At 51.6% G+C, this 21,106-nt stretch carries 21 protein-coding genes; 14 read left to right on the forward strand and 7 right to left on the reverse strand.

Translation table 11 applies throughout. The annotated features are described in order from the left end of the window. The first annotated feature begins 120 nt into the window (after positions 1–120). From ppk1 to LVJ88_RS03510, 8 genes are all read left to right on the forward strand, one after another. On the forward strand, positions 121–2,178 hold the full coding sequence (ppk1, locus tag LVJ88_RS03475) for a polyphosphate kinase 1 (protein ID WP_085418220.1): 2,058 nt from the start codon (positions 121–123) through the stop codon (positions 2,176–2,178). Positions 2,179–2,349: 171 nt separating this feature from the next. Continuing rightward, positions 2,350–3,009 carry a uracil-DNA glycosylase gene (gene ung / locus LVJ88_RS03480; RefSeq protein ID WP_085418260.1) on the forward strand — a complete coding sequence of 220 codons (660 nt, stop codon included), beginning with the start codon at positions 2,350–2,352 and terminating at the stop codon, positions 3,007–3,009. Between the two features lie 80 nt (positions 3,010–3,089). Beyond that, entirely contained in the window at positions 3,090–4,049 is a 960-nt protein-coding gene (gene gshB / locus LVJ88_RS03485; RefSeq protein WP_085418219.1) for a glutathione synthase, read from the forward strand. Next, positions 4,018–4,440 carry a diacylglycerol kinase gene (locus LVJ88_RS03490; protein ID WP_231718088.1) on the forward strand — a complete coding sequence of 141 codons (423 nt, stop codon included), beginning with the start codon at positions 4,018–4,020 and terminating at the stop codon, positions 4,438–4,440. The genes gshB and LVJ88_RS03490 overlap by 32 nt, the downstream gene beginning before the upstream one ends. A gap of 6 nt (positions 4,441–4,446) precedes the next feature. Next, positions 4,447–4,851, forward strand: coding sequence for a diacylglycerol kinase (locus tag LVJ88_RS03495; protein ID WP_085418218.1), 405 nt, complete (start codon positions 4,447–4,449; stop codon positions 4,849–4,851). Positions 4,852–4,899: 48 nt separating this feature from the next. Next, the gene (locus tag LVJ88_RS03500; RefSeq protein WP_054598910.1) at positions 4,900–5,373 is read left to right on the forward strand and encodes a copper chaperone PCu(A)C; all 474 of its coding nucleotides are present in this window, start codon (positions 4,900–4,902) and stop codon (positions 5,371–5,373) included. Positions 5,374–5,553: 180 nt separating this feature from the next. Next, a complete protein-coding gene (locus tag LVJ88_RS03505; protein ID WP_085418217.1) occupies positions 5,554–6,753 on the forward strand; it encodes an acetate kinase in 1,200 nt (399 codons plus the stop codon). A gap of 135 nt (positions 6,754–6,888) precedes the next feature. Then, positions 6,889–7,914, forward strand: coding sequence for a hypothetical protein (locus LVJ88_RS03510; protein WP_085418259.1), 1,026 nt, complete (start codon positions 6,889–6,891; stop codon positions 7,912–7,914). 253 nt (positions 7,915–8,167) lie between these two features. On the opposite strand, the gene LVJ88_RS03515 is transcribed toward LVJ88_RS03510, so the two are convergent. Continuing rightward, positions 8,168–9,331, reverse strand: a complete 1,164-nt coding sequence (locus LVJ88_RS03515; protein ID WP_085418657.1) for a hypothetical protein — start codon at positions 9,329–9,331, stop codon at positions 8,168–8,170. 382 nt (positions 9,332–9,713) lie between these two features. Further along, positions 9,714–12,470: a preprotein translocase subunit SecA gene (gene secA, locus LVJ88_RS03520; protein ID WP_054598913.1), complete on the reverse strand. Its 2,757-nt coding sequence runs from the start codon at positions 12,468–12,470 to the stop codon at positions 9,714–9,716. Positions 12,471–12,658: 188 nt separating this feature from the next. On the opposite strand from secA, the gene LVJ88_RS03525 reads away from it, so the two are divergent. Next, positions 12,659–13,081: a DciA family protein gene (locus LVJ88_RS03525; RefSeq protein WP_085418656.1), complete on the forward strand. Its 423-nt coding sequence runs from the start codon at positions 12,659–12,661 to the stop codon at positions 13,079–13,081. A 127-nt stretch (positions 13,082–13,208) separates the two neighbouring features. On the opposite strand, the gene LVJ88_RS03530 is transcribed toward LVJ88_RS03525, so the two are convergent. Then, entirely contained in the window at positions 13,209–14,486 is a 1,278-nt protein-coding gene (locus tag LVJ88_RS03530; RefSeq protein WP_054598915.1) for a NupC/NupG family nucleoside CNT transporter, read from the reverse strand. Between the two features lie 145 nt (positions 14,487–14,631). On the opposite strand from LVJ88_RS03530, the gene LVJ88_RS03535 reads away from it, so the two are divergent. From LVJ88_RS03535 to xerD, 5 genes are all read left to right on the forward strand, one after another. After that, on the forward strand, positions 14,632–15,075 hold the full coding sequence (locus tag LVJ88_RS03535; protein ID WP_085418655.1) for a peroxiredoxin: 444 nt from the start codon (positions 14,632–14,634) through the stop codon (positions 15,073–15,075). Positions 15,076–15,089: 14 nt separating this feature from the next. Then, on the forward strand, positions 15,090–15,674 hold the full coding sequence (locus tag LVJ88_RS03540) for a GNAT family N-acetyltransferase (RefSeq protein ID WP_085356239.1): 585 nt from the start codon (positions 15,090–15,092) through the stop codon (positions 15,672–15,674). Positions 15,675–15,695: 21 nt separating this feature from the next. Beyond that, on the forward strand, positions 15,696–16,163 hold the full coding sequence (locus LVJ88_RS03545) for a methylated-DNA--[protein]-cysteine S-methyltransferase (protein WP_085418654.1): 468 nt from the start codon (positions 15,696–15,698) through the stop codon (positions 16,161–16,163). 135 nt (positions 16,164–16,298) lie between these two features. Further along, positions 16,299–16,499 carry a hypothetical protein gene (locus tag LVJ88_RS03550; RefSeq protein ID WP_085418653.1) on the forward strand — a complete coding sequence of 67 codons (201 nt, stop codon included), beginning with the start codon at positions 16,299–16,301 and terminating at the stop codon, positions 16,497–16,499. A 13-nt stretch (positions 16,500–16,512) separates the two neighbouring features. Next, the gene (xerD, locus tag LVJ88_RS03555) at positions 16,513–17,403 is read left to right on the forward strand and encodes a site-specific tyrosine recombinase XerD (protein WP_085418652.1); all 891 of its coding nucleotides are present in this window, start codon (positions 16,513–16,515) and stop codon (positions 17,401–17,403) included. A gap of 222 nt (positions 17,404–17,625) precedes the next feature. Here xerD and prfH read toward each other — a convergent pair whose 3' ends face one another. From prfH to ypfJ, 4 genes are all read right to left on the reverse strand, one after another. Beyond that, on the reverse strand, positions 17,626–18,255 hold the full coding sequence (gene prfH / locus LVJ88_RS03560) for a peptide chain release factor H (RefSeq protein WP_085418651.1): 630 nt from the start codon (positions 18,253–18,255) through the stop codon (positions 17,626–17,628). Between the two features lie 9 nt (positions 18,256–18,264). Then, positions 18,265–19,395 (reverse strand): RNA ligase RtcB family protein, encoded by a 1,131-nt coding sequence (locus LVJ88_RS03565; RefSeq protein ID WP_085418650.1) that lies wholly within the window; start codon positions 19,393–19,395, stop codon positions 18,265–18,267. A gap of 376 nt (positions 19,396–19,771) precedes the next feature. Then, a complete protein-coding gene (locus tag LVJ88_RS03570) occupies positions 19,772–19,978 on the reverse strand; it encodes a (2Fe-2S)-binding protein (protein WP_085356245.1) in 207 nt (68 codons plus the stop codon). Positions 19,979–20,208: 230 nt separating this feature from the next. Then, complete coding sequence (gene ypfJ / locus LVJ88_RS03575) at positions 20,209–21,051, reverse strand: KPN_02809 family neutral zinc metallopeptidase (RefSeq protein ID WP_085356246.1); 843 nt, start codon at positions 21,049–21,051, stop codon at positions 20,209–20,211. Between the last annotated feature and the right edge of the window lie 55 nt (positions 21,052–21,106).

Genomic DNA, 21,106 nt, shown 5'->3' on the forward strand with positions numbered 1-21,106 from the left:
GAAAAGGCCGTCTGAAAAGTTTTCAGACGGCCTTTATATCACGGCCATGAAACCGTTTGAAAAACACGTTATACTTGATTTTATTTTGCTGTTATATCACAGGATATTGAGGAAAGCACCATGCCTGACCAAAACCGTTTACTCTGCCGCGAACTGAGCCTGCTCCAGTTTAACCGCCGTGTGTTGGCACAGGCGCAGGACACGCGGATTCCGTTGTTGGAGCGTTTGCGTTTTCTGTGCATCGTTTCATCCAATTTAGATGAATTTTTTGAAGTGCGCATGGCCTATCTCAAGCGCGAACACAAACAGAATCCCAATCTGATTCTCGACAGCGGCAGAACGCCTGCCGAAACCATCGAACTCACCACCCAAGCGGCGCGGGAGCTGATTCGCGAGCAATACGCGCTGTTTAACGACGAGCTGCAACCTGCCTTGAGCAAAGAAGGCATTCATTTTTACCGCCGCCGCAACTGGACGGCCGAACAGCGTGCTTGGATTGAAGATTATTTCGACCGCGAGTTGCTGCAAGTGCTTACCCCCATCGGTTTGGACCCTTCCCATCCCTTTCCCCGTCCGCTCAATAAGTCATTGAACTTTGCCGTGGAATTAGAGGGTAACGATGCTTTCGGCCGCGCATCGGGCATGGCGATTGTTCAAGCGCCGCGCATTTTGCCGCGCGTGCTTAAGCTGCCGTCTGAAATCTGTAACGGCGACGACGGCTTTGTGTTTTTATCATCGATTCTTCACGAATATGTAGGCAAACTGTTCCCGGGCATGGAAGTGCGCGGCTGCCATCAATTCCGCGTAACGCGCGACAGCGATCTGACGGTTGACGAGGAAGACCTGCAAAACCTGCGCACCGCGATTCAGAGCGAACTGCAAGACAGACACTACGGCGACGGCGTGCGTTTGGAAGTGGCGGAAACCTGTCCGAAACATATTTACGAATTTTTGCTCGGCCATTTCGATTTGGATATTTCCGATCTGTATCAAGTTAAAGGGCCGGTTAATCTGGTGCGTCTGATGTCTGTGCCGGATATGGTGGACCGCCCCGATTTAAAGTTCCGCCCCCATCGGGCGGGGGTTCCTAAATATTTGGCTAAAGGCAAATCGATTATCGAAGCCGCCGCCGCTGCGCCGATTTTGCTGCATCATCCTTACCAGTCGTTCGAGCCGGTGGTGCGCTTTATTCAGGAAGCGGCAACCGATCCCGATGTTGTGGCGATTAAGATGACGATTTACCGCACGGGTACCGATTCCGAATTGGTTAAAGCCCTGCTGCGTGCCGCCGAAGCAGGCAAAATCGTGACGGTAGTGGTTGAGCTGATGGCGCGTTTCGACGAAGCGAACAACGTCAGCTGGGCGCAAAAACTCGAAAATGCCGGCGCACATGTGGTGTACGGCGTATTCGGTTATAAAGTTCACGCCAAAATGGCGTTGGTGATCCGTCGTGAAGAAGGGGTACTCAAACGCTATGCGCATTTGGGCACGGGTAACTACCATCAAGGCACATCGCGTATTTATACCGACTTCGGCCTGATTACCGCCGATGAAGATATTACTGCCGACGTTAACACGCTGTTTTTGGAAATCACCGGTTTGGGGCAGCCCGGACGCTTGAATAAGCTGTATCAAAGCCCGTTTACCCTGCACCCTATGGTGTTGGAGAGCATCGAGCGCGAAAAACGCAACGCCGAGGCCGGCAGGCCGGCGTGGATCATCGCCAAGATGAACTCGTTGATCGAACCGGGTGTGATCGAAGCCTTGTATGCCGCCAGCGCAGCGGGCGTGCAGATCGATCTGATTGTGCGCGGTATGTGCGCGTTGCGCCCCGAAGTGCCGGGCTTATCCGACAATATCCGCGTGCGCTCGATTATCGGCCCGCAGCTCGAACATGCGCGCGTGTATTATTTCTTCAACGACGGCGAAGAAAACACTTATATTTCGAGTGCCGACTGGATGGCGCGCAATTTCTTCCGCCGCATTGAAACCTGTACGCCCATCGAAGAGCCCGCACTCAAAGCGCGCGTGATCCGCGAAGGCTTGAGCTTGGCCTTGAAAGACAGCCGCCAAGCCTGGCTGATGCGGCCGGACGGCAGTTATGTGCGGGTACAGCCGGAAGAGGGTCAGGCCGAATCCAACCTGCAGGAACAGCTGTGGTCGGAGTATGGTGTGTAAACCGTTTGTGTAAAGAATACCGAGCCGTCTGAAAAAGGCTTTTCAGACGGCTCGGATGTTTTCAGGGTTTGCCTCGGATGCTGTTCGGAACTTTGCAAGGGTATCAGGCCGTCTGAAAAAGATATTTTGTTATAATCGGCGCAATCATTTTTATTGTATTGGGAAACCATTATGAATACATGGCACGAAGCCATCGGTTCGGAAAAAGAACAGCCGTATTTCCGGCATATTCTGAACAGCGTTAAAACCGAGCGTGAAGCCGGGCAAGTGGTTTATCCGCCTGCTTGCGATGTGTTCAATGCGTTTAAAGCGACGGAGTTTGATCAAGTTAAAGTGGTGATTTTGGGGCAAGACCCTTACCACGGCGCGGGGCAGGCGCACGGATTGGCGTTTTCGGTGCGGCCGGATATTGCCGTTCCGCCGTCGTTGGTAAACATCTATAAAGAATTGGCAAACGATATTGCCGGTTTCCAAATTCCGCGCCACGGTTTTCTGCAACATTGGGCGGAGCAGGGCGTGCTGCTGCTGAACACGGTGCTGACCGTGCGTGCAGGGCAGGCGCATTCGCACGCTTCTTTGGGTTGGGAACAGTTTACCGACCGCGTGATCGCGCAGTTGAACGAACACCGTGAGCATATCGTGTTTCTTTTGTGGGGCAGCCACGCGCAGAAAAAAGGTGCGTTTATCGACCGCAACCGCCATTTGGTGCTGACTTCGCCGCATCCCTCGCCTTTGTCGGCGCACCGCGGCTTTTTCGGTTGCCGCCATTTCTCGCAAGCCAACCGTTATTTGCAAGAGCACGGCGAAACGCCGATAGATTGGCAGGTATAGCACAACAGATGAGGCCGTCTGAACGTTTCAGACGGCCTCGATGCGGCATGATGAAGCCGTTGATATGATAAGGAAAGTCCATGAACATTTTGTTTATCGCCGACCCGATGGCGACTTTTAAAACTTATAAAGACACCACCTATGTGATGATGCGCGAAATGGCCGCGCGGAGGTGGAAGCTTTCACACACCTTGAGCAGCGAATTGGCGGTTAAAAACGGCGTGGTAACGGCTCAGGCTGCGGCGTTTGAATTTGTTGGGTTAGATCATGATGATGATAAACAATGGTTTAAAGCCGCCGATAAAGTTCAGACGGCCTTAAAAGACTTTGATGCCGTGATTATGCGCACCGATCCGCCGTTCGACATGCAATACCTCTACGCTACCCAGTTGCTCACATTGGCCGAACAGCAAGGTGCGAAAGTGTTTAACAGCGGGCAGGCCATGCGCGATTTCAACGAAAAGCTGGCGATTCTGAATTTCAGCCGTTTTACCGCGCCTACTTTAGTATCGACCCGCTCCGCCGATGTGCGCGCCTTTTTGAAAGAGCATGGCGACATCATCGTGAAACCGCTCGACGGCATGGGCGGCATGGGCATTTTCCGCTTAACCGAAGCCGACCCCAATATCGGCAGCATTCTCGAAACCCTGATGCAGCTTGATACGCGCACGATTATGGCGCAGCGTTATATCCCCGAAATCGTGCACGGTGACAAACGCGTGCTGGTGATCGGCGGCCAAGTGGTGCCGTTTGCGCTGGCGCGGATTCCGCAGCAGGGCGAAACGCGCGGCAATCTGGCTGCCGGCGGGCGCGGTGTGGCACAGGAACTGTCGGCCCGCGACCGTGAAATCGCCGAAACCCTTGCACCCGAGTTGAAACGCCGGGGTATTTTGCTGGCCGGTTTGGATGTGATCGGCGAATATCTGACCGAAGTCAACGTAACCAGCCCCACCGGTTTTCAGGAAATCATGAAACAGAAAGGTTTTGATGTGGCCGCTATGTTTGCCGATGCCGTGGCCGAATGGTCTGAGGCCGTCTGAAAACATGAACGACAAACCGAAAACCTATGCCGCATCTATGAAGGGCGGCCGCGGCATTCGGCGAATCCTGAACGCTTTGGCTTATTCGGCCGACGGCATCCGCGCGGCATGCAGCGAACAGGGATTCCGCCAATTATTATGGATACACGGTGCTTTAATGGCGTGGCTGTTTTTTGCAGACTTTACGTTGCCGGTAAAAATGATATTGGTGTTGGTGTCGGCCGTTTCGGTAGTGGTGGAATTGATTAACACCGGTTTGGAAGCGGCGGTTGACCATACTTCCGAAGAAATGCACGAGTTGGCGAAGAAAGCCAAAGATGTAGGTTCTGCCGCGCAATACACCACTTTGGCGGCTTTGGCCGTGTTGTGGATCATGGCGTTAACAGGGTAAAACATTATGTCGAACGAAAACTATGCACGCCAAAAGAAAGGCAAAAAAGGTATCCGCCGCATCATCAACGCCGCCGGATATTCCAAAGACGGACTGCGTGCCGCCTATCGTTATGAAAGCGCATTCCGCCAGCTCGTATGGCTCAACGGGCTGCTGATTGCGTTGGCGGTTGTGCTCGATTTCGGGCCGTCAACCCGTATGATGCTGATTATCGCGTCGTTCATATCGCTGATTGTCGAGCTGTTCAATACCGCCATCGAAGCGGCGGTCGATCATACGTCAACCGCCCGCCACGAGCTGGCGAAACGTGCCAAAGATGCCGGTTCGGCAGCGCAAATGCTTGCTTTGCTGTTGTTGGCCGTTTTATGGCTTATGGCGGTTTGGCGCGAATACGGGTTGAATCTTTTTTAATCTATATGGGAAAAAACTTATTTAATGCACAAACATGAAGGAGCAAACATGAAAAAATGGTTAGGCGTTTTAGTGCTTTCCGGCCTGTGTCAAACTGCGCTGGCGGGCGGCATCGACGTGGATGACGCTTGGGCGCGGGCTACCGTGGAAGGCATGACCATGGGCGGTGCGTTTATGGACATTAAAAACGAAACCGGAACCGATGATACTTTAATCGGCGCTTCCAGCCCCGTGTCGGAGCGCATCGAAGTGCATACCCACATGAACGACAACGGCGTGATGCGTATGCGCGAAGTGAAAGGCGGGATTCCGCTGCCTAAAGGGCGCGAAGTCGAGCTTAAACCCGGTAGCTACCACATTATGTTTATGGGCTTGAAACGCCCGCTGAAAGAAGGGGAAAAATTTCCGCTGACCCTCAAATTCAAAAAAGCCAAGCCGAAAACCGTAGAAGTGGAAGTAAAAAACACACCCGGAGCAGGGCATCACCACCATCACGGTCATGGCGGCAAACACAGCCACTAATCGGCAGATGGCCTATCTGACCAAGCAGCAAAGGCCGTCTGAAAACATTTTTTCAGACGGCCTTTGAAAGAAACTGTTTGGTTAGGGTTAAATTTTGATAGAATACGCGCTCCTTAAAATTCAATCAGATCCCCATTTGCAAAAACGGCGGCATACCGTGTAAAAAACAGGAGTAATTTTATGTCTGAAAAACTGATTCTAGTATTGAACTGCGGCAGCTCTTCATTGAAAGGTGCCGTTTTGGATAACGACAGCGGCGATGTATTGTTAAGCTGCTTGGCAGAAAAGTTGAATCTGCCCGATGCCTATATCACTTTCAAAGTGAACGGCGAAAAGCATAAAGTCGAATTGACTGCCAACCCCGACCATACCGGCGCGGTAGAAGCCTTGATGGAAGAATTGAAAAAACACGGCCTCGACAGCCGTATCGCAGCAGTCGGACACCGCGTTGTCAGCGGTGGCGAGCTGTATAGCGAATCCATCGTGATTACCGAAGAAGTGGTTGACGGCATTGAGAAATGTATTCCCCTTGCTCCTTTGCACAACCCCGCAAACCTGTTGGGCATCCGCGCCGCGCAAAATATTTTCAAAGGCCTGACAAACGTTGCCGTGTTTGATACCGCTTTCCACCAAAGCATTCCCGAACATGCCTACACTTATGCCGTACCGCGCGAGTTGTACCGCAAATACGGTCTGCGCCGCTACGGTTTTCACGGCACCAGCTACCGTTTTGTAGCCGATGAAGCCGCACGCTTCTTGGGTAAAGACAAAAATAACCTGCGTATGGTGATTGCCCACTTGGGTAACGGTGCGTCGATTGCTGCCGTTGCCAACGGCCAATGCCAAGATACCAGCATGGGCTTGACTCCGTTGGAAGGTTTGGTAATGGGTACGCGCAGCGGCGATGTGGATCCGAGCGTATTCTCTTTCTTGGCAGAAAATGCCAATATGAGCATTACCCAAATCACCGACATGCTGAATAAAAAATCAGGTTTGTTGGGTATTTCCGAACTTTCTAACGACTGCCGTACTATTGAAGAAGAAGCCGCCAAAGGCCACGAAGGTGCCAAATTGGCTTTGGAAGTATTCTCTTACCGCTTGGCCAAATATGTTGCTTCAATGGCGGTGGCGGCCGGCGGTTTGGATGCTTTGGTGTTTACCGGCGGTATCGGTGAAAATTCTGATCTGATCCGCAGCAAAGTATTGGCTTACTTAGGCTTCTTGGGCTTGACCGAAGATGTTCAAGGCAATGAAAAAGCCCGCTTCGGTAACGCAGGCGTGATTACTACTTCCGACAGCAAAGCCTTGGCAGTGGTTATTCCGACCAACGAAGAGCTGATGATTGCCCAAGATACGGCACATTTGAGCGGCTTGAAATAAGCACACATGAAATTGCCCGACAGCCCTGCATGCGCAGGGCTGTTTTGTTGAAAACTGCATTCATGCGGGCAGGCTTGTAAATACCCGCCTAACATGGTTATGATAAAAACTCTGTCAGCCGGGCCGTCTGAAAATATGAAACGAGCTTTTATTCTTAGTGATTGCGAACCACCTTTGTGCGAAGAAAAGCCTTATGCTTTGCTCACCGCAAATGTAACCAAAGGCCACCATTTCATTGCGCAAACCGAACAGCGTCAACATGCTTTCAACCGCGATGTAAACCCTCAAAATCAAAACGTATACCGGCTGCCGCTTTCGCTTTTTCACAAACCTTATAAGGGCAAGGCGGAGAGCGTGAACATTGAAAACAATCTGGAAGTAAACAATCTTTACACCTTATCTTTTGTAGAAGGCAGCGGCGGCAGCCAATACAACTTGGAAAGCTGGTTCAGCCGCCATGAAAGCGGCTATGAAGAGGCCACCAATACTTTGAGAACCATACGCACCGGCAGTCAGAACGTACCTGAATCGATGTGGCGTATTTTAAGATTGAAATTATTGGGTATTTTCAGAAATCCTTACAATCACAATACCTCGTTTGTACACGGCCTGCACCAATCTGTTCTGAGTCAGCTTCCGGAGGTCAGCTCGGAATTCGTCGGATTAATCGAACAAAGGCAGCAACCGCGCTTGGAAAAAATCTTAACTGCTTTTGAATTTACACCAAACAGCTATACCCGATGGTTGGCAAACCTATACGGTATGCTGAGTGAAGGTGTGATGCAGCCTTCTTTGTTTGAACGCCTGTTTGCTGCCTTGTTTGCAGACCCTGGGGCGGTAAAAATAGAATTATATTGCTACACAAAAGAGTCGGATTGCTGCCTGTTTGCCGATACGGGATTTTGCGCTCAGGTCTCTCAGGCGCAGTTCAGCATAGGCGTGAGTATAGCCTCAGACATGTTTGCGATTGTTCATCTCCAACGTGCACGTTGGAAAGCGTTGAGAGATAATTTTGCAGACCATGTTCCCAAGCCTTCAGAATTGGATATGACGGTTATCGAAAACAATCAACAGCAAAGAGCTACATTTAACCGATTGTGCATCAGAAATGCCCGTGAAGCGGTGTTCGGGCGAAGTAATCAGCGGGCAGATTATTTTTAACCGGTTCTCAACAAGAGCATAAAAGGCCGTCTGAAAATAGATTTGATGTTAAGTTGATCGATTGAAAAAATTATATTTTCCTGCTGAAGTTTAGGTTAAATTGAGAGTAGATCCACTTTAATTAAATAATCAAGGGCGTGTGGCCGGTTTACCGGCCACACGCCCTTGATTATTTAAATTTAAGAATACAGCCAATCAACTTAATTTCCAATACGGTAAAGGCGCAGCAACGCGGTAGCAGAATTTAAATTGATCAACTATAAAGGTTTGTTGCAACGGCGGCAGAAATATCTACAGGATTTTCCTTTGAATCGGATTCTTGTTCTTCAACCTGTTCTTTATCACCGGCTTCGGATAAATTGTTTTCGGTTTTAACAGGCATTCTGATTGCAGAAGGTAAAGGAATACCCGATGAAACCGGTTCTTTCATGATAGGGAATCCATTATCTTCAGGCTCTTTATCAGATTCCATTTCAATGGGTGCAGAACGGTTTATATGGCTATCAACAGTTTGTACGGCATCTTGAGTAAATTCGGTATTGCTTGTTACCGGCTCTGTAAACTCTATTTCCGATTCTGCCGCTGTGATTTCAGGTTGAGTAATTTCGGATGTATTTTGAAAAGCAGTATCTTCGGTTAAAGTGGTTTCAGGTTGGTTAACCACAGTTTCAGGCTGGGTTACCACGGTTTCAGGCTGGGTTACCACGGTTTCAGGTTGAGTCACCACGGTTTCAGGTTGAGTCACCACGGTTTCAGGTTGAGTCACCACGGTTTCAGGCTGGGTGACTACGGTTTCAGGTTGGGTTACCACAGTTTCAGGCTGGGTCACTACGGTTTTGGGTTGGTTAACCACGGTTTCGGGCTGGGTTACTACGGTTTCAGGCTGGGCTGGCAGGTCATCAGTATGCTCAGGAATAGCGCGAGCTTTCTGATTATCTGTGTTGATGTTGGTTACTGTTGCATTAGATTCGGTGGTTTCTAAATCGGATTCAAGTCTGCTTGCCGACAAAGTTTTGTGTGTATGATCGGATTTGACAGGAACAGGATCGATGTAGCAATTTTCGCCGACTTTAACAGTGTCTATACCCGAAACTAAAAAAGTATCGGTGGGTGTGTTGTCTTTAGCGTATTCGATTTCGCCTTTCAAAGCAACATATACAGGTGTTTTGGATGGGGTATTTTTTCTTATACTGATGAGTTCGGCCATGGCTTCATAGCCGTATTTTTTGTATGGCAGTAAGGAATAATGTTGGCGTCTTGTGCAATCTTGAAGACGTACAAAATTATTTTCAACGATTAACATGCCCGGGAAGTATCCATTAGCTGCATCTTTAGGGTGTTCAGCAGGTTGTGCAAAAGCCGGAACTGAAACATGGTATAGCAAAGCCAAGATTGCCAAGCGGATATGGTGAGGCATAAAAACCTTTCTGTAATAGAACTTAATGTAAGTGAGTTTGTTATGCTGTAAATATATCATTTATGCATATAAATGCAAAATGTATTTTTAATAGGTTAAAATGTTTTAATTTCATGAAGTTGTAATGATTTGTTTCTAAATGGGAAATAAGATTTTCGAGTTTGAAGGGGTATCGGAAGGGGAAAGAATTTCAAAATAGGTGGTAGATATAAACTAATATATATCATATAGATAACTCAATGTGTCGGCAGTATGCAACTGCAAAAACTGTTTGATTGGCTATATAGCAGTTATTTTGATGTTTTTATGTTTTCGGCCGGGCGGGTATATAAATGCAAATAAAAAGCCTGCTTTCCAAAAGCAGGCTTTGAGTCTATTAATATTAGTTTAATTTCCCATGGCATTGTTTATATTTTTTGCCGCTTCCGCAGGGGCATAAATCATTGCGGTGGATGATTCTGCCTTGTTGAGCAAGCACTTCGGGGCTGTAATCATTGCCTGTGGGGTCGAATGCCTCTGTTGCCAAATCATCGCGCGATTCGCCTAGCACGTCTTCCATCGACGGTGCGCCGGAGTGGGTGGCTTGCATAAACGCAGGCTCTTTGGGTTCGGTATCGGCGACAATATCATCGCTTTGTTCGATTTGAACTGCCGTTAGCAAAGATGCAACATTTTGTTTGATGCCGTTCCACAGTTGCTCAAACATGATGAAGGCTTCGCGCTTGTATTCCTGTTTGGGGTTTTTCTGGGCATAACTGCGCAAATGAATGCCTTGCCGCAGGTAATCCATAGCGGCGAGATGCTCGCGCCAGTTGTTGTCGATAACTTGCAGCAATACATTCCGCTCGAAGTTGTTCATGTTTTGTTTGCCTACCAGCTCCGATTTGTCTGCATACTCTTTTTCCGCTTGGGCGATCAGACGCTCTTTAATATCTTGGTTGTCCAAGGTATTGTTTTCTTTGAGCCAGCCTTGAATGTCGGCATTTAAACGGAATTCGCTCGCCAGTTGTGATTCCAGTGCCGGAATGTCCCATTCTTCTTCCATGGTATCGGGCGGCATGTAGCTGTCTACCAAGCTGCTTAATACTTCTTCGCGGATGGATTGCGCGAGTTCGCCGACATCTTTATTGGTAAGGATTGCATTGCGGTAATGGTAGATGACTTTACGCTGGTCGTTGGCAACATCATCGTATTCCAATACTTGTTTGCGCATATCGAAGTTGCGGCCTTCTACTTTGCGCTGTGCGCCTTCGATTTGGCGGGTCAGCATGCTGTGTTCGATGGCTACGCCGCGCTCGGGGGCTAAGCGGTTAAGAAGGGCGGCTGCGCGGTCAAGGGCAAATAGGCGCAGCAAGGGGTCTTCGAAAGAAAGATAGAAACGGCTGGAACCGGGGTCGCCCTGACGGCCGGCACGACCGCGCAATTGGTTGTCGATGCGACGGCTTTCGTGGCGCTCTGTGCCGATAATATGCAGCCCGCCCGCTGCCAATACTTTGTTGTGCTCGGCTTCCCAGCTGTTTTCCAGTTTGCTGATACGGGCTTGTTTTTCTTCTTCGCTCAGGCTTTCGTCGGCACGGATGGCGTCGCTTTGATGTTTGACGTTACCGCCCAGAACGATGTCGGTGCCTCGGCCTGCCATATTGGTGGCAACGGTAATCATGCTCGGCTTACCGGCTTGGGCAACGATTAAGGCTTCGCGTTCGTGTTCTTTGGCGTTCAATACGTTATGCGGCAACCCGGCTTTGTTGAGTAAAGCAGATACCAATTCTGAGTTTTCAATGCTGGTGGTGCCGACGAGCACGGGTTGGCCTTTATCGAAGCAGGCTTGGATGTCTTTGATAACGGCTTCGTATTTTTCTTCGGCGGTGCGGAAAATTTGGTCGTTGAAGTCTTTTCGCTGCGTCGGACGGTTGGTGGGGATGATAACGGTTTCTAAGCCGTAGATGCTTTGGAATTCGAAGGCTTCGGTGTCGGCCGTGCCGGTCATGCCTGCAAGTTTTTGATACAGGCGGAAATAGTTTTGGAAAGTGATGGAGGCAAGCGTTTGGTTTTCACGTTTGATTTCTACGCCTTCTTTGGCTTCCACCGCTTGGTGCAAACCTTCCGACCAACGGCGGCCGGACATCAGACGGCCTGTAAATTCGTCGACAATAACGATTTCGCCGTCTTGAATAACGTAGTGCTGGTCTTTATGGAACAAGGCATGTGCACGCAATGCCGCCATCAGGTGGTGCATCAGCATGATGTTGCCGGCAGAGTAGAGTGAATCGCCTTCTTGGAGCAACCCTATTTCAGACAGAATTTGCTCGGCATGTTCGTGGCCTGCTTCGCTCAAAATAACCGAATGGGCTTTTTCATCTACCCAGTAATCTCCCGCGCCTTCTTCGGTTTCTTGGCGGATGAGTCGGGCCGGAACCTGATCCATAACTTGATACAGCTGCACGTTGTCGTCGGCTTGGCCTGAGATAATCAGCGGGGTACGGGCTTCGTCGATCAAAATGGAGTCTACTTCGTCCACAACGGCAAAAGACAGCTCGCGCTGAACTTTGTCGTATTGGTCGGTAACCATGTTGTCGCGCAGGTAGTCGAAACCGAATTCGTTGTTGGTGCCGTAGGTAATGTCGGCGTTGTAGGCGGTTTGGCGGAAGAAGGGCTGCATGTCGCTCACAATCACGCCGACGCTCAAGCCCAAGAAATTATAAAGCGGTTCCATAATGCCGGCATCGCGCGAGGCGAGGTAATCATTGACGGTAACCACATGAACGCCTTTGCCGGTAAGTGCGTTGAGATATACGGCTAAGGTTGCAACCAAAGTTTTGCCTTCGCCGGTGCGCATCTCGGCAATTTTGCCGTCGTGCAGCACCATACCGCCGATCAGCTGGACATCGAAGTGGCGCATACCCAGCACGCGGCGGCTGGCTTCGCGGCATACGGCGAATGCTTCGGGCAGAATGCTGTTCAGGCTTTCGCCTTTGTTTAAGCGCTCTTTGAATTCGGGTGTTTTGGCTTTGAGGGCTTCGTCGCTGAGTTCTTTCAGTTGGGGTTCCAACGCATTGATTTTGGCTACTGTTTTGCGATATTGTTTGAGCAGACGGTCGTTGCGGCTGCCAAACACTTTTTTGGCTAAGTTGGTAAGCATGGAATTTCCTGTGACGGAGCGGCTGAATCGTTCCGCGGGTATGTAAATTTAAGATGCAAATAAATTAAATCTGAATTTTAACACAAGCCGTTTGGCAGGGTTACAATGCCGTTTGAAATGGCGGCAGTTTGACTGAATTTCAACTTTTCTTTACTGAATGAAAACAACACTCGGGCGGTTGACTTAACATGGATTTGGAAAAAATCGGCAAAAAAGACAGCAGGCTGGCGGCTTTGATCAAACAGTCGCAACAATGGCGCAAGCTCGACAGGCAGGTCAAGCAGATTATGCCGGCCAATCTGCGGCCGCATTTTCAGACGGCCTGTGTGGAAGACGGGGTGCTGATTTTGCTTGCCGATAACAATATGGCGTTGTCGCGTTTGCGCATGATTGCTCCGGGGCTGTTGCCGCAGCTTCAGGAGATTGTTGCCGACATTCGGGAAGTGCGCGTGAAGATTGTGCCTAAGCAGGCGGAAGCGGCACGGGAAAACCGGCTGGTGTTAAGCGATGCGGCGATTGAGGGGTTTAAAGATACAGCCGAACGGTTGGCACACCACCCCGAGCTGGCCGAAGCATTGCGCCAACTGGCCGACAAATACGGCAGGCGTTAAGCTGAATGAAGAATATTCCGATGCAAAACGGATTAAGGCGTTTGTGCGGGAAAGGTTGTAAACAGGCCGTCTGAAACCTTTCAGACGGCCTTTACCCAATTTTCACTTTAATTTGGGAAGTGTGTGCTCAAGACAAAATGGCAGCGCCGGATAAGCTGATAAACAGTCCGGCAATCACCGCGCTCATCAGGTTGGACAGCGAGCCGGCCACTACGGCTTTCAAACCCAAGCGGGCGACGTCTTTGCGGCGGTTGGGTGCCATAATGCTCAAACCGCCCACCAATACGGCAATCGAACCCAAGTTGGCAAAACCGCACAGGGCAAAAGAAATAATGGCTTTGGTCATGTCGCTGAGCTGAACGGCCGATTCGGGCTTCAGGTAATTGACAAATTCGGAATAGGCAACAAATTCGTTAACAACGATTTTTTGGCCGATAAGCGAACCTGCCACGCCGGCTTCGCTCCACGGTACGCCGATAACCCAAGCCAAAGGAGAGAACAGCCAGCCGAGAATGGCTTGCAGGGTAAGGTCGCCGTGGCCGAACCAGCCCGCTACCCCGCCGATAATGCCGTTAATCAGCGCAATCAAAGCCACGAAAGCGAGCAGCGAAGCACCTACCGCGATGGCAATTTGCGCACCGGTAACGGCACCGCCTGCCGCTGCGTCTATCACGTTTGTGGGTTTTTCTTCATCGCTTTGCGCCATTACTTCCAATTCGTTTTGCGTTTTTTCCGTTTCCGGAATGAGCAGTTTGGCAAACAGCAAACCGCCCGGCGCGGCCATAAACGAAGCGGCAATCAGATAAGGAAGCGGCACGCCCATTTGCGAATAACCGGCCAACACCGAGCCGGCCACCGATGCCAAGCCGCCGCTCATCACTGCAAACAGTTCCGATTCGGTCATTTTGCTGATATAGGGGCGCACCACCAGCGGGGCTTCGGTTTGGCCCACAAAAATATTGGCCGCCGCCGACATGGATTCGGCTTTGGACGTGCCGAGCATTTTTTGCAGGAAACCGCCGATAAATTTAATCAGCATCTGCATCACGCCGATGTAGTACAGCACCGCCATCAATGCCGAGAAAAACACAATCAGCGGCAATACGCGCAAGGCAAACACAAAACCGCCGCCGCCGAACACTTCAAACATTTTGTCCGACACCAGCCCGCCGAATAAAAAGCCCAAGCCGTTGTTGCCGTATGCGATTACTTTGCTTACGGCTTCCGATACCGCCAGCAGGCCGTCGCGCCCCCACGGCACATACAGCACCAATGCGCCCAAGGCCACCTGAATCAGAAACGCACCCGCCACCGTGCGGATATTGATGGCCCGGCGGTTGGTGGAAAGCAGCACCGCAATCGCCACCAGCACCGCCATGCCCAGCAAACTGTGTAAAACACCCATTTCGGTTTTCCTTTATTGACAAAGTTCCGCCATTATAAAGGAAGCCTGCGTAAAGCCGTGCCGGAATTTTCAGACGGCCTTTGGGGTAAGCGCAGAATGGTATAAGATAAAGGCCGTCTGAAAACCGATTGAGAAAGAGAACGACATGCCGCAATACAGCTTTACCCTGCCATCTTCCGCCGAGCGCGATTTCGTATCCGACGAACACCTGCCGCTGGTGGTTTATTTCTACCCCAAAGACAGCACGCCCGGCTGCACCACCGAAGGCTTGGATTTCAACGCCCGCTTAGGCCAATTCAAAGCCCTCGGCTACACCGTGGTCGGCATCTCGCGCGACGGCGTGAAATCGCATCAGAACTTTTGCGCCAAACAAGGCTTCCAATTCGAACTGCTCAGCGACAAAGACGAAACCGTGTGCAAGCTGTTTGACGTAATCAAGCTGAAAAAACTCTACGGCAAAGAATCGCTCGGTATCGAACGCAGCACCTTCGTGCTCAACAAACAAGGCGGAATCGAGCACGAATGGCGCAAAGTCAAAGTAGCGGGGCACGCGCAGGAAGTGTTGGAAACCGTCAGTAAGGCCGTCTGAAAAAAGGTGGAATCATGAACACGCCGCAACCGATTACCCTCAGCTTAAACGGCATCCGCTTGGAGCCGTTGGGTATGCAGCACGAAGAAGGTTTGCGCGAAGCCGCGGCCGACGGCGAACTGTGGCAGCTGGTGTTTGCCTCCGTGCCCGAGCCGCACAATACCGCCGCCTATATTCAGACGGCCTTAAACATGCCCAACCGCTTGGCCTTCGCCGTGATTGACGAGCGCAGCGGCAAAGTGATCGGCAGCACCAGCTATCACGATATCGTCCCCGCCGCCGCGCGTTTGGAAATCGGCTATACCTGGTATGCCCGCAGCTACTGGCGCAGCCATGTGAACACCACCTGCAAATACCTGCTGTTGCGCCATGCCTTTGAAACGCTGGCCGTACAAACCGTGGGTTGGCGCACCGATATTCTGAACACCCGTTCGCAGCAAGCCATCGAACGCTTGGGCGCGAAAAAAGACGGCGTTTTGCGCGGCCACCAAGCCCGGCGCGACGGCAGCGTGCGCGATACCGTGATGTACAGCATGATCCGTGCAGAATGGCCGCAAGCCGAAGCCAAGCTGGCGGCATGTGTGCATGTGCAGCCATAATTTTTCAGACGGCCTCAAACCATGAACTATCCTTGTCTTTATTCCGCCCCGTTCGGCGACATCACCTTAATCTTCGATGCAGAAGAAAACCTCGTCGAACTGAATCTGTACGGCCGCCCCGAATATGCGCCTTACCCCTTGCCCGAAGCATGGAAAAAGAAACTGGACGACTACTTCTCAGGCCGTCTGAAAAACTTTCATCACCCGATTTCCACGCAAGGCACGGCGTTCCAGCAGAAGGTTTGGCAGGCGATTGCCGAAATCCCCGCCGGAGAAGTGCTCACGTACCAAGACATCGCCCGCAAAATCGGCAGCCATCCCCGCACAGTCGGCGGCGCATGCGGCAAAAACCCGTTGGCCTTAGTGGTACCGTGCCACCGCGTCGTCGCCAAACAAGGCTTGGGCGGATTTTCCAGCGGAGAAGGCGACGCGCTGGCGATTAAGCGTTGGCTGCTGCAACATGAAGGCATTGAAATAAACAGCAAATAAACTTTATTTCTGCTACGGCGTTGCTGCGTCTTGCCGTATTACTCATACTGTCTTCGACTTGCTGCCTTGTATCAAAAATAAGTTTATTTTGCTGTTAAGGCCGTCTGAAAACCCTTTTCCCGCAAGGAAACCAACATGCACGAAACCTCCGACAAAGCCCCGCAAACCCGCCCGACGGAATGGGACATTGAAAAAAACAAGGCGGAAACCGCCAAACTGCAAGCCGAGGCGCGTTTGGCCGAGGCCAAAGCCCGAACCGCCAAAGTCGTGATGATCGGCATTTTGGCCGCGATTGCGCTGGTGTTCGCCTTTATTGTTGTTATGGCCGTTCTTTAAGAAAACCCTTGCGATGCCGTCTGAACACCATCCCGATACCTATATCGACCGCCTGCTCGAACACCTTTGGCTGAACGACCGTCTCAGCCAAAACACGCTCGACGGCTACCGGCGCGACCTGCAAAAAGTCGCCGCGCGCTTGGCCGAACACGGTCTTAACTGGCAAAACGCACAAAGCAGCGATTTATCCGCTGCCATTTACCATCCCGACGAGAAAACCCGTTCGCAAGCCCGCGCTCTTTCCGCCTGCAAACGCCTTTACGCTTGGCTGCTCGAAACCGAACGGCGCAGCGATAATCCCACCCGCCACCTCACCACGCCCAAACAGCCCAAAACCCTGCCCAAGCTGATTACCGAAACACAAATCGACGCGCTGCTGAATGCGCCCGACACCGAAAGCGCACACGGCCTGCGCGATAAAGCCCTGTTGGAACTCATCTACGCCACCGGCCTGCGCGTCAGCGAAGCGGTAAAACTCAAAATCGGCGAAGCCAATCTGCACAAAGGCATCATCAACACCATCGGCAAAGGCAACAAACAGCGCATCGTGCCGCTCGGCGAAGAAGCCGCTTACTGGATAAAACGCTACCTCGCCGAAGCCCGCCCGCTGCTGCTGAAAAACAAAGCCTGCGACGAATTGTTCGTCAGCCAGAAACGCACCGGCATCAGCCGCCAGCTCGCTTGGATGATTGTTGAAAAATACGCCCAAGAAGCCGGTATCGAACACCTTAGCCCGCACGGACTGCGCCACGCCTTCGCCACCCATCTCGTCAATCACGGCGCCGACCTGCGCGTGGTACAACTTCTGCTCGGCCACGCCGACATCAGCACTACCCAAATTTACACCCATGTTGCCAACGAACGGTTGAAAAGTATTGTGCAGGAACACCATCCGCGCGGTTAAGTTGGCGGTTAAGTTATTGGTGCAGAAATGAAAACAGGTCGTCTGAAAATATTTCAGACGGCCTGTGTGCTTTTCAAAAACATACGATTCAAAAACATACGAACACCGCTTGCGGGCGGCTAGGCAATCCGGCTCTAGGCACGCGGATTTTCGTTCGGCAGGTTTTGGCTAAACTCGCGAAGCTGGTTTTCAGACGGCCTCAAGCTGTGAAGCTGCGTTGCGTTACGGCATTTTCCGTTCCCGAAATGACAAACCTTCAAACACCTTCACCGGATTGCCGCGCTCCACCTGATAAAGCTGTACATGTTTTTGACGCGCATAGGCTTCTGCCCGGGTGCTGTGCGCTTCGGCCAGTTTTTCCGACAGCAATGCCAACGCCCGTTTTTTATTGGCGTGCTGGCTGCGCTCGCTTTCCACCCGCACGGAAATGCCGCTTGGCGTGTGAGTTGCACGCACCGCACTTTCGGTTTTGTTGACGTGCTGGCCGCCTTTGCCGCCCGCGCGGCAGGTTTGAAAAACGATTTCGCCGTCGCCGTACTCGGGTAAATCCTCGTCGGGCAGGCGGAAGATGCCGATGTACCAGTTTTTACGCAAATGCTGTTTGCGGACGGGGCTGCTGCATATCCATTGCAGCGTTCCCAGCCAGCGCTGCGACCACGTTTCTGCCGCCGCGCCGTTGAGTTTGACCGTGGCCGAAATCATGCCGTATTTGCTTTCGGAGGCCGTCTGAACAGCGGCGGCAATGCCTTGCGACTTGGCTTCCCGTATCAAATGCCGCACAACAAAACGGGCGAATATCTGGCATTCCGCCGGGCCTTGTGCGGTGGAGATGTGTAATAAAACTGTGTTCATGTCTTGTTCCTATGCGCCGCAAGCGCCTGATGTTTTGTAGGTCAGCACCGGTTTAAACCGCGCCACGATGGTGATCAAGCCCGCGTTCAGCAAAGCATTGACCACGCTGTCAACGTTTTTGTATGCCTGCGGTGCTTCTTCGTAAATCAACGTTTTATCTCGGCATACGACGATGCTGCCGAAGGCGGTGCGGCGCAATGAGTCGGCGGAATATTTGTGCGATAAACGGCCGCGGCATTCCGTACGCAGCCATTTCCGTCCGGATCCGTGTGCCAGCGAATTGAGCGACAGGCTGCAATCTTCGGCGGGTAAAACCAGATAGCTGAAGTCGCCGCGCGAACCGGGAATGACTACCAAGCCGCGGTCGGCCGGTGTCGCGCCTTTGCGGTGCAGCCAGCCGTGCACGCCGCCGATGTCGGCTTCTTCGAGAAAGTTGTGGTGCACATCCAGCAGGCAAGAGCCTTCGCTGCGCCAGTTGTGCAGCATTCTTTCTGCAATCAGGCGTCGGTTAGCGTGGGCGAAATCCAAAGCATCTTGATGTGCGTGTAAATAGTCTGCCGCCGCTTCAGAGCCGGCATCTAAGCCTTGATGCCCGAATTGCTGAACGTGGCGGCTGAGAATGTGTTGACCCAAGCCGCGGGAACCGCTGTGTACCAAGAGTTGTAGTTTGGTTTTGTCAAACGCAGCGGGCAGCAGGTCGGCGCGGTAAATGTCGTCAACGGCTTGCAGTTCGGCAAAATGGTTGCCGCCGCCGATGGTGCCTAAGGCCGTCTGAAACGGGTGGGCGGGCAGCAATTCGCGGATGTGTTCGTGCCAGTTTTCATCGAGCGGCATGTCGATATTGCCGAGCTGTTTGGCGAGTTTCTCGGGTTTGGCTTTGTGGGCGGTCAGATCGGTTTGCCAAAAAGCCATGCCGCAGCCGATGTCGTTGCCGATTAAGGCGGGGTAAAAGTGATTGCGGCTGAAAAAAGCCGCGCCTACCGGATAACCGCGTCCGGCGTGTAAATCCGGCATGCTGGCTACACGGAGCATGTGCGGCAACGTGGCGGTGGTGTGGAGTTGTTGAACCGCGTTGCCTTCTATCCAAGTGTCGGAATCGGCAATCACGATGGAATCAGGGTGGGAAATAAGTGTGCCCATAATATACTTTCGTGCAGGCGCAAACCGCATGAAGTCTGTGTTTCATGGGTTGACGCGAATAATCAGGAAAGCAGCCCGAACGCGGGCGACACAGAAAAAAGAGGTGCGCGCTTATACGCCGGTGCTGCAAAGAGTGATTGAGCAGATTGTGTGGTAAATCATCATGATGTGCTCCTTTCTTTGCTGAAGATGAATCGAATGGGGCGGATTGTAGTACCAAGGCGGTAAAAGTGGCAACCAACGGCCTTGATTTATGCCGGTGAGTGTGGCGGATTGTGCAACAAGTTGGGGTGGTGTTTTTAAGTTCATATAAAGCACACAGGCCGTCTGAAAGGTTTCAGACGGCCTGTGTGCTTTATAAATGGTGAACGATGACTTAGCTTTGTACGTTGATACCGGCGGTCATGGTGCTGGTGCTGGAAGTGTTGCTGCCGGTGAGGAAGGAAGAAGCCAATTCGCTGCAACAGCCGCAGCAGGTTGCGACACCCAGTTGGGCTTGCAGGTCGCTCAAGCTGGAAGCACCGGCGGCAACGGTTTCTTGAATTTGGCGGTCTGTAATGGCATTGCAGATACATACAAACATTTTCGTGCTCCTTGTTCCGTTATTCGTAATGAGATTGAGTTTTATTATAGGGGTGGTTGAGAATATAAATAAAAACGGTTCGCATTGCAAGTATAGCAATTGTAAATTAGGCAGATATTGCAAATAAATCACGGGCAGAAGTATCGGCTTCTGTGTCCTGTTATTTGCACTATCTGCCTAAGATAGGGAGCGGATGGTGAAAATGCTTTATTGAGCGGGGTGTGCTGCGGTTATCTTGCGGCAAAGGTATTGCATTGGTTCACGTCGCCGCTGTTTAGGCCGCGTTTGAACCAAGCCATGCGTTCGGCCGACGAGCCGTGGGTAAAGCTGTCGTGCACCACATAACCTTGTGAACGTTTTTGCAGGCGGTCGTCGCCCACGGCTTCGGCGGCGTTGACGGCTTCTTCGATGTCGCCTTCTTCAAACAGGTTTTGGTTGACGGCGTAATGCGCCCAAATGCCGGCAAAGCAGTCGGCCTGCAATTCCAGCTTGACGGAAAGTGCATTGGCTTGTGCTTTGGAGTTTGCCGCCTGCTGCATTTGGTTGACTTGGGGCAAGATGCCGAGCAGGTTTTGTACATGGTGGCCGACTTCGTGGGCGATTACATAAGAGAAGGCAGCATCGCCGGATGCACCGAGTTTTTTACGCATGTCTTCATAAAACGATAAGTCGATATAGACTTTACGGTCGGCAGGACAGTAAAACGGCCCCATCGCTGCTTGGCCGGTGCCGCAGGCGGTTTGCGTGCCGGCGGTGTAGAGCACCAGTGTGGTCGGTGTGTAGCGGCTGCCGTTTTTGGCGAAATAGTTGCTCCATACGGTTTCGGTGTCGGCCAGTACCACGCGCGAAAGTTCGTTGAGTTGGGCTTCGAGTTTGCTGTCTAATTTGGTTTGCGGCTGAGTGATTTGCGTAGGCGAGGGTGTGCCGACCAAGCCGGATAAATCCACGCCGTAGTAAGCGCCTACCAATAAGATGATGATGCCGATGATACCCGTGCCTTTGCCGCCGATACGGCCGGAACGCCCGCGGCGGTCTTCTACGTTTGAGCTTTGCTTTCTGCCTTGCCAGCGCATGGTTTTTTCCTTTTCGTGGTGTTATGTTGCCGCCATTATACGGTATAGATTTGAT

Origin of the sequence: Neisseria dumasiana (genome assembly GCF_022870885.1) — a bacterium.
Classification (GTDB): domain Bacteria; phylum Pseudomonadota; class Gammaproteobacteria; order Burkholderiales; family Neisseriaceae; genus Neisseria; species Neisseria dumasiana.